This is a genomic window from Saccharospirillum impatiens DSM 12546 (genome assembly GCF_000423605.1).
Taxonomy (GTDB): Bacteria; Pseudomonadota; Gammaproteobacteria; order Pseudomonadales; family Natronospirillaceae; genus Saccharospirillum; species Saccharospirillum impatiens.
The window spans coordinates 19382-28511 of sequence record NZ_AUIH01000045.1; the positions used below are offsets into that span (position 1 = coordinate 19382).

7 protein-coding genes and 1 pseudogene are annotated in these 9130 nt (G+C 51.4%); 1 reads left to right on the top strand and 7 read right to left on the bottom strand.

What is annotated here, in order from left to right:
• Positions 1–34: 34 nt before the first annotated feature.
• The 6 genes and pseudogenes from G565_RS0117100 to G565_RS27500 form a co-directional block, all read right to left on the bottom strand.
• On the bottom strand, positions 35–2419 hold the full coding sequence (locus G565_RS0117100; protein WP_425413983.1) for a heavy metal translocating P-type ATPase: 2385 nt from the start codon (positions 2417–2419) through the stop codon (positions 35–37).
• Positions 2370–2597: a hypothetical protein gene (locus G565_RS27020; RefSeq protein ID WP_028671971.1), complete on the bottom strand. Its 228-nt coding sequence runs from the start codon at positions 2595–2597 to the stop codon at positions 2370–2372. Before G565_RS27020 ends, G565_RS0117100 begins: the two co-directional genes overlap by 50 nt.
• A gap of 29 nt (positions 2598–2626) precedes the next feature.
• Positions 2627–3979, bottom strand: coding sequence for an APC family permease (locus G565_RS0117110; RefSeq protein WP_028671972.1), 1353 nt, complete (start codon positions 3977–3979; stop codon positions 2627–2629).
• Between the two features lie 11 nt (positions 3980–3990).
• Positions 3991–4362 (bottom strand): hypothetical protein, encoded by a 372-nt coding sequence (locus G565_RS0117115; protein WP_028671973.1) that lies wholly within the window; start codon positions 4360–4362, stop codon positions 3991–3993.
• 320 nt (positions 4363–4682) lie between these two features.
• Entirely contained in the window at positions 4683–5027 is a 345-nt protein-coding gene (locus G565_RS0117120; RefSeq protein WP_028671974.1) for a hypothetical protein, read from the bottom strand.
• 489 nt (positions 5028–5516) lie between these two features.
• A pseudogene (locus tag G565_RS27500) lies at positions 5517–5635 on the bottom strand (IS4 family transposase); the annotation flags it as partial.
• A 132-nt stretch (positions 5636–5767) separates the two neighbouring features.
• On the opposite strand from G565_RS27500, the gene G565_RS0117125 reads away from it, so the two are divergent.
• Positions 5768–7351: a multicopper oxidase family protein gene (locus G565_RS0117125; protein WP_028671975.1), complete on the top strand. Its 1584-nt coding sequence runs from the start codon at positions 5768–5770 to the stop codon at positions 7349–7351.
• A gap of 803 nt (positions 7352–8154) precedes the next feature.
• On the opposite strand, the gene G565_RS0117130 is transcribed toward G565_RS0117125, so the two are convergent.
• A complete protein-coding gene (locus G565_RS0117130) occupies positions 8155–8808 on the bottom strand; it encodes a DsbA family oxidoreductase (RefSeq protein ID WP_211227207.1) in 654 nt (217 codons plus the stop codon).
• Positions 8809–9130 lie beyond the last annotated feature (322 nt).

A 9130-nucleotide genomic window follows, 5' to 3' on the forward strand; every position in this document is an offset into this window, starting at 1 on the left:
CATATCTCCTTAACTCTGGCGGCGCACCACCAGCTTAGTTGTTCGAGAGTTTCACCACCCGCAGCCTCAAAGCATTCACAATGACACTCACCGATGATAACGACATGGCTGCAGCAGCAAAAATAGGCGACAGGAGAATGCCTGCAAATGGATAAAGAACGCCTGCCGCAATCGGCACACCGGCCATGTTATAAACGAAGGCAAAGAACAGGTTTTGCCTAATATTACGCATGGTCGCCAGGGATAAACGCCGCGCTTCAACAATGCCCATCAAATCGCCGCGCAACAACGTAATACCTGCGCTTTCGATGGCCACGTCGGTTCCTGTCCCCATGGCGATGCCTACGTCTGCGGTAGCCAAGGCTGGCGCATCGTTTACTCCATCACCGGCCATGACAACAATGCGGCCTTCATCTTTCAGCCGCTGAATGATCTTGCCCTTGTCTTCCGGCAGCACTTCTGCTTCCACTTCATCGATATGGAGTTTGCGAGCGACAGCTTCGGCGGAGATCCGGTTATCTCCGGTCAGCATCACCACCCGAATACCTTCTTTTTGCAGAGCACGAATAGCCGCTTCAGTCGTCTGCTTGACAGGATCTGCTATGGCCAGCAAGCCACAGATGCTTCCGTCCACAGCCGCAAAGATGACGGTGGCACCGTCCTTGCGCAGTTTGTCTGCTTCTTCCTCGAAAGTGGAAGTGTCGACACTTTCTGACTCCATCAACAATCGATTGCCAAGCAGAATCCTTTGTCCGTCTATCTTGCCGGTTACACCTTTACCGTTCGGCGAGTCGAAATCCTCAGCGTCTGGTAGAGTCAGTTCCATGGATTTGGCTTTTTCGAGAATGGCATGCGCCAAAGGATGCTCACTGCCCTTTTCGAGACCACCGGCGTATCGCATCAGATCCTGCTCGCTGACACCGTTTGCAGTAACCAATTTCGTCACTTGCGGCTTGCCTTCTGTCAGCGTGCCGGTTTTATCCACCACGACCGTATCTACCTTCTCCATGCGCTCCAAGGCTTCTGCATCCCGGATCAGCACGCCGCTTTGCGCGCCCCGGCCTACACCGACCATGATGGACATCGGGGTCGCCAGGCCAAGTGCGCACGGACAGGCAATAATCAGTACACTCACGCCTGCGATCAGACCGAACGCCATCGCCGGCGCTGGCCCGACGATCGACCAGACGACAAAGGCAATGACGGCGATGACGATGACTGCGGGAACAAACCAGCCTGCCACTTTGTCCGCGAGTCCCTGGATTGGCGCACGACTGCGCTGCGCGCTGGCCACCATCTGCACAATCTGGGACAGCATGGTGTCTCGCCCCACTTTGTCGGTGCGCATGATGAAGCTGCCCTGCTGATTGATGCTGCCGCCAACCACTTGGTCGCCCGGCTTTTTGCTGACCGCCAAAGGCTCGCCGGTCACCATGGATTCATCCACATTCGAGCTGCCTTCAAGGACTTCGCCATCCAGTGGCACCTTGTCGCCGGGGCGAACCCGGAGGCGGTCGCCGACTTTTACCTGGTCAAGTGAAACATCGGACTCGTCGCTTTCATCACCCAGCTTTCTCGCGGTCGCTGGCGCGAGATCAAGCAGGGCCTTGATGGCGCCAGAGGTTTTCTCCCGGGCACGCAGTTCCAATACTTGTCCCAGTAATACCAGCACCACAATGACAGCTGCGGCCTCGAAATACACGGCAACCGAACCATCCTGCTGGCGGAAGGCACCTGGAAAAACCTGCGGAGCCAGGGTCGCCACCAGGCTATAGATCAGCGCAACACCGGTACCAATGGAAACAAGTGTAAACATGTTCAGATTGCGGCTGAGAACAGATTTCCAGCCTCGAACAAAAAAGGGCCAGCCGCACCAGGCGACCACTGGGGTGGCCAGAATCAGTTGAATCCAGTTGGACATCTGTGGTGGCACAATTTGATCCAGCCCGGTGAGATGGCCGCCCATTTCAAGCACCAGTACCGGCAGTGCCAGCGCCACGCCAATCCAGAATCGACGAGTCATGTCAGTGAGTTCTTCGGAGGGTCCAACATCGATACTTACGTCTTCAGTCTCCAGGGCCATACCACAGATCGGACAGTCACCCGGGCCCTGCTGACGAATCTCCGGATGCATTGGACAGGTATACATAGTACCGGGAGCTACCGGTTCTGCCGGTTTGTTCTCTTCACTGAGATATTTCTCTGGATCGTTATCGAACTTTGCCTGGCATCCGGAAGAACAGAAATACCAGGTCTTGCCTGCATGCTCGCTGCGATGCTCTGCGGTATCGGGATCGACCGACATCTCGCACACGGGGTCTTTCTTAGAATGCTTACCGTGTTTTTCATGACTATGATGATGCTCGTGTTCACTCATGCCATATTCCTGCTTTATCCGAGGGCCGATCGGCAAACGCAAGAAAATATAACAACGCCAGATTGACCATTGGAACCAGTATCAGAAGTCCCAGCCAGCCCGAATATCCTGCCCGCTGGCATATTCGCCAGACCGGTATGACGACTACGATGGCAATCACTACCATCCACAACCAGTGCCCGGCCCATAGGGTGTTACCAAGCATGTTCTCGTCTATCATGGTAATTTTTTCCTTTCAATTCATCGACATCAATGCTGGTGGTTGTGAGTCTCATCACTTTCCATTGACTGCTTTCTTGCTGAAGATGTCAGGAATATCTGCTCGCCAATCGCAATGACGATCATGGCGACGACTGCCACGCCAAGCACAAAGGGATCGGAACCCAGCTTGACCCAGACAAAGCCACCCAGCACCATCAGGTCCAGAACGATCGCTACGGTTGGCACCCATATCGTCGCCTTCACATCCTCGCGCAGGTAACGCAGCACGCCCCAATGAATGGCAATATCCATAATCAGATAGAAGATAATCCCGAGTGCCGCAATCCGTGACAGGTCAAAGAAGGCGGTCAGGATCAACCCCAGCACGACAGTATAGACAAGTGTGTGTTTCTGAATGCTGCCGGGCATGCCGAAGTGACTGTGGGGTACCAGTTTCATTTCGGTCAGCATGGCCAGCATGCGGGACACAGCAAAGATGCTGGCCAGAATGCCACCCGCCGTTGCCATCATGGCAATTGCTACGGTAAACCATACGCCATACTCGCCCAGCGCCGGGCGTGCGGCGGCGGCCAGGGAGTAATCCCGGCTTTCTATAATTTCGGCGAGCGACAGATTGCTCGATACGGCGAAGCCAACCAGGATGTAGATCACCACGCAGGCGGCGATTGAAATCACGATAGCGCGGCCAACATTGCGATGCGGGTCTTTCACTTCGGAACCGCTGTTGGTGATCGTGGTAAAACCCTTGAACGCCAGAATGCCCAAAGCCGTTGCGCCCAGAAAATTGCCAGTGGCTCCGGCCTCTCCCGTGCTGGAAAAGTCGACGGCAAGACTGTCGGCTAACCAGACGCCGACCAGGCCAATGATCAGAATACCACTGATCTTTAACACACCAATGAAGGAAGCCACCCCCTGTATCATGCGGTTGCCCAACAGGTTGATCACAAACGCCGCCAGGATGAGTGACACCCCGAGAACAGGCACCATAAGCCCGCTCTCATCGCCGCCGAACAGCTGCATGGTGTAGGAGCCGAAGGTGCGGGCCAGAAAGCTCTGGGCGATCACCATCGAGAAATACATCAGCAGGGCGTTGAAGGCTGTGGGTAAGCGATCGCCATAAGCCTTATGCAGATACATACCAATACCACCCGCAGACGGATAGGCATTGGAGATTTTGATGTAGGAATACGAATTGAAGGACACAATCACCGCCGCAGCCAGAAAGGCCAACGGGAACAGCGCACCCGTCATCTCAGCCATCTGCCCGGTAAGCGCAAAAATGCCGGCGCCGATCATGACGCCAGTCCCTAGCATGACGGTCCCGGCTAATGTCAGGCTGCCTTCCTTATAACGGGTAGTTCTATCTGGTTCCTTGTTCATTCAACCTCCAGCTACTTTTTCGCCGATGGAATATTCTTCATAGGCGGGATTTTCGAACAGCAAAAGGGCTCATGCTCAGCATTGTCTCGCACATTACTATCAGTGGCTCGATACCATCCGATTTTTTGGCGCTCCCACCAACCGTTACTCAAATGGCCTCCGTGAGCCTCAATGAAGTCAACCAGTTCATCGGTCGAATAATGGGTGCCATCAAAGTCAACGACTAGCCGGTCTTCCGATTTTCGTTCGGCAAGATCGATACAGGGGTTATGGGTGAGCTCCTGAATGACAGCATTCCATTGGCTCTCTCCGAGACCTGTGACTTTCAATTTACGACGAAGCCGAAACTGCTCCTGATCAATAGCTTGATGTATATTGGTCATAGCCCAACTCCTCTTCCTGATTGCCACGACTCTAGCACAGCAACCCAAACTGCAATTGACCTACATCAAGTCGCCTGGAGCCACGGCAGCAACACAGCTAATGTACCCACGCACCTGCAGGGCCTGCCTGAGATTTTTACGTTCATGAGAAGTCTTATTTTTTAACTTGATAATTCAATGCTATTTACAGAATCCTGCTGTTAGGCTTACTATTAACTGACATTTAACCCCGGCCCCTCCTTCTTAACAGTCGAGCGATCGACAATATTCGCTGGAATATTCTCCCAGCGGATCCACTGACTTCAGATAGATAGAATCGACTACTCGATTTCATTGTCCAGCTCAATTGCTTCTCTGTCGATCAACTGGTTTAACATTTGCTGCATCCTGAACATCTGTTGCTCCATGTTGCGCGTCCACTGATCCGAGGCATCAGAACGCCGACTGTCGTCCGGCTCGCTTGAGCCCCAGCCCTCATTGATCATCATCATGCCATTCTGGAGTTCATGTATGTGTTCGTGCATCAATTCACCCCTAACTTCCGGGTCATTGCTTTGACGGATACGCTCATTCAGTCGATCCATTTCCCGATATGACTCGGAAAACCTATCATTCTGGTCGTCTGAGAAATCATGCATCATCATGCCGGACCCAGTGTCCCCCATGGTGCCACCTGAAACATTGCTATGAGCGTATGCGTTTCCAACCAATAGCGGAGTCGCAGCCAGAGTTATCACGAATATAGATGGCCAAGTTTTCATCAAGATATACCTCCCGGTAATGTATAAAAAGAGTCTTCACAATATTACAGTTCTGTATCGTGAAAGCTCTGCGAACTTCCATCGACCATATCAAACCATTCCAGAATTCCCGTTATATTAAGCGAAAAAATCTGATCAACAGGAAAAATCTCTTTATAGTAATCTGTATTGGCCAATGGCAATTATTAAAATTATTAAACATTATAATGTGAACAAGATAACTGCTATTCCACGTCGAATTCTGTTCGGTGGCGTACTGATATATCCTTATTCATCACAGACTACCTGTACTCACTGCTATCCCATAACCTAGCATAGGAATACCAGACTTGCTTGAAGTGGTGATCCCGGTGGCTCTAATAGGTCCCCGGCAAGCAGGTCGCGAAGACCTCATCGACCGAATAGATTGAACTGCAGAGACCGTAAATTTTCTGAAAGGTACTATCAATCTGGCTGAGAAATCTCAGGTACGCGACTAACAGATAGACACAAAGGGCGATCCATATCCGGGTCTTGCTGAAGGAGTGATTTCATCGAATCAAAACAAGTCGGTTTTCAGGCCATCTTTATTGCATGTTTATGGCACAGCAGTGATAGAGTAAAATAACTCCATAATTTGAGCACCGAAGCGGAGGCTTATCATAATGCGCGATTTTATTCAGCCACGGAGAAATTTTTTAAAATCTGCAGGCAGCGTGGCGACCTTTGCGTTGCTGCCATCAGCGGTGTTACTCAGTGGCTGTCAGGAAGACACCACCAAAACGACTCCGGAAGAATCGGGGTTGGATGACGGCCCTTTTGACGTAGAATTGACATTGTTTGCTCGCCCCGACGTAGCGGCCATCCTCTCCGGTTCCGCCAGTGAAGTCTGGCGTTACACGGCCAAGCTAATCAAGGGACCGGCCGATACGCTCACTCACTCAGACGACAGCTATATCGGTCCATTGATTCGGTTGCGCCGCGGCCAGCGCGTCAGGGTCCATATTGAAAACCATCTTACTGAAGCCACAACTGTACACTGGCATGGACTGCATGTGCCACCGGAGGTCGATGGTCAGCCCCGCTTTCCAATCCAGCCGGATGCCACTAGAACGGTCAGCTTTTTGGTGGATGATCGTGCAGGGCTCTACTGGTACCACCCTCATCCTCACGGGGATGACGGTGGACGCGTTGGATTTCAATCCTATGCCGGCCTTGCAGGCCCCCTTATTATTGAAGACAACCATGAGCGCGAGCTTGATTTGCCAAAGGACAATCAGGAACTGGTAATTGTGCTGCAGGACCGCAACTTCACCGGCGAGAATGAATTGAAATATCTGAGTGATGGCATGGGGTCGATGATGACCCGGATGCAGGGATTCAAAGGCGATCACCTGTTAGTGAATGGCAAACCGGCAGAGGTGAAAACGGCTTTGGCAACGACTTATCGTCTGCGCATACTGAACGGTTCCAATGCGCGTATCTACAAGCTGGCATGGAGCGACGGTCGTCCTGTTACCGTTATTGGCACCGACGGTGGACTGCTGGAATCGCCGGAAGAACACGCCTACGTAGCGCTCGCACCTGCCCAGCGCATTGACCTGTGGGTTAGTTTCGAGGGTGACCCCGAAGGCACCGAGATTCAGCTGATCAATGAACCGCACCGCGCGGGTGACATGATGGACGGCGGCATGATGGGCAATCTGATGGGAGGCTCTGATAACACGTCGGACAAACCCACGCCACTACTGACAATGGCTGTCTCTGGGGCGACCGAAAGGGCCGTGCCTCCACTACCAGGGCGGCTGAGCAGTGATCTGGATAGATTGTCCCAGCCAGGTAACACTGCGAATATCAGGCAGTTCAGGCTCAGTATGAAAATGATGCGCGGCTTCGCGATCAATGACCGTCAGTTTGAGGGTGTGACAGTCGCCGATGATGAAGTCGTTTCGCTAGGCGCGACCGAGGTGTGGGAGTTCTTCAACGACACCACGATGCCCCACCCCATGCATGTACATGGACTGCAGTTTCGGGTGGTTAGCCGAAAAAACGCAGACGCTCGTTCCGCTCGGCAACTCATGGCAGGCATCGTAGACTCGGGATTGCACGATACCGTGCTGGTATTGCCTGGCGAGCGGGTCCGGATTGCTATGACCTTCAAGGATTTCGAAGGACTTTATCTGTACCACTGCCACAACATGGAACACGAGGACAACGGAATGATGCGCTACTATGAGGTACGAAAATGACGAAGAGGGTGATAGGAACCAGAGGCTGGTTTTCTGGTCCAATCTCTCGTCAGCTTACTGTAATATTGACGAAAGAGATTCCTCGATTGTCGATAAAACCAGTATAGTAAATTAAATATTCTGCGGCCTGTAAGCACCCTATTGATGCGCATCATGGGGGCGCTTCTACTTTTGTCTTTCGCCCCCAAAACGATGTAGCGGATAGATTGTCGGACGTTCAAGCGGCCCAAGTTTGCTGCACTAAACCAGACCCAGCTTTTCCATGCGTTGATGATTCCACTGTTGATTGATGTGTGCCAGATTGCTCAATTTACAGCATTCCCGGTAACGATTCTATTTTTGACATACCGTCCGAGTCCCAGAAGGCCTCTTTCTATCTCGCCTATTCGGGTTGTCGTGCCCCAGCCCCTAACCCTTCTTACCCCTCAGAAATTTCTCTACGCGCAGAGCATTTTCACAAAGATTTTACGTTATCTTAATTTTTCAATGTAACCCTTCACTGGCCTGTTATGCCTTCATCCGTCCAGTCGCTTGATCTGCACAATACCAACCTTCTCCCGGGCAGCGTTGGATAGACCCTATCGGAAAATGTAACTGCTCAGGTTCGGCACGAAATCGAATCCGCTGTTTTCCCCGAAGGCTTTGAGGATACGGTTCATCGAATAGGCTGACAAAGCCTGGGCTTGCAACTGATCTCAGCGGTTGATCGCTCCAAATAGCTTAAGCCGATCAATTTCGGCATGACTCGCCTTCATACCGGCGACCTTTATAAACGATTCCTGCAGGTCGCCATTTCTACTGCGTTAACACCAACTCGCGGCACCGGCAACCTGCGACCGAAGCAATTCGTTAATGTTCGCTTCAATAACACCATAGCCAACGTTTCCAAATAGCTTTTGACGGCCTTCGTTGAGAACGAAAGTGGGGCTGCCCTGAACCATCAGTATCTGCTGGTCACGGAAATCCGCTTCAAGATCAGCATGGGCCACCCCGCTATCGATCACCTCCTGAACCTCATTCACAGGCACGCCGGCAACCTCCAGCACATCCTCTAAGACTGAGCGACTGCTTATATCAAGGCATCGCTCAAAGAACGCCAGCCGCAACTCTTTCATAACAGCCTTACATTGATTTCTATCGACGCGTTGTACCGCCTTTAGTAGAATGTGCGCTGGCGTGGACGATGTAGGCCGGTTACGTTGCCAGATTTCGGGATGGAGTTTAATATGGCCAAACTCCGAAACAGCCTCGCGCAGATGGTCTCCAAATCCCGCATAACCCCCGCGATCAGCCCAGCCTATTCCAATTTTATGTGCGGTATCCCCGAACACCGAACAGAATCGGTAGTCAATGGAAACCTCTTCGGGAAACCGCTCTGCAACTTCATTGACCCGTGCTTGTGCTATATATGCCCATACACACAGGACGTCAGAGTAGTAGGTTAGTGCAAGATTCAAGTCCATTCTCCTCGATTATTGAAGGTACAGTTCTATTTCTATCCTGAATCCGTGATTTTATTGCATTAACTCATTTCTTCTCTGTAGACACTGTTAGTCATGCCAATAATACGATGTTAGTCTCCATTATTCTTGCCTTTCTGATATCTGCTCAGCATAAATAGCGCGTTAATATTTTCGTATTGCCATTTTATCTACAATTTCTTCTTTTCAAGCGAGTCTATTCTGCAGAACCTAGCCTGAGAAGAAGTTAATCATTCAATACCATTTTATTTAGCTACTCATAAGCTAATTTTTCATACACATGCTTAAAAGCATCCAG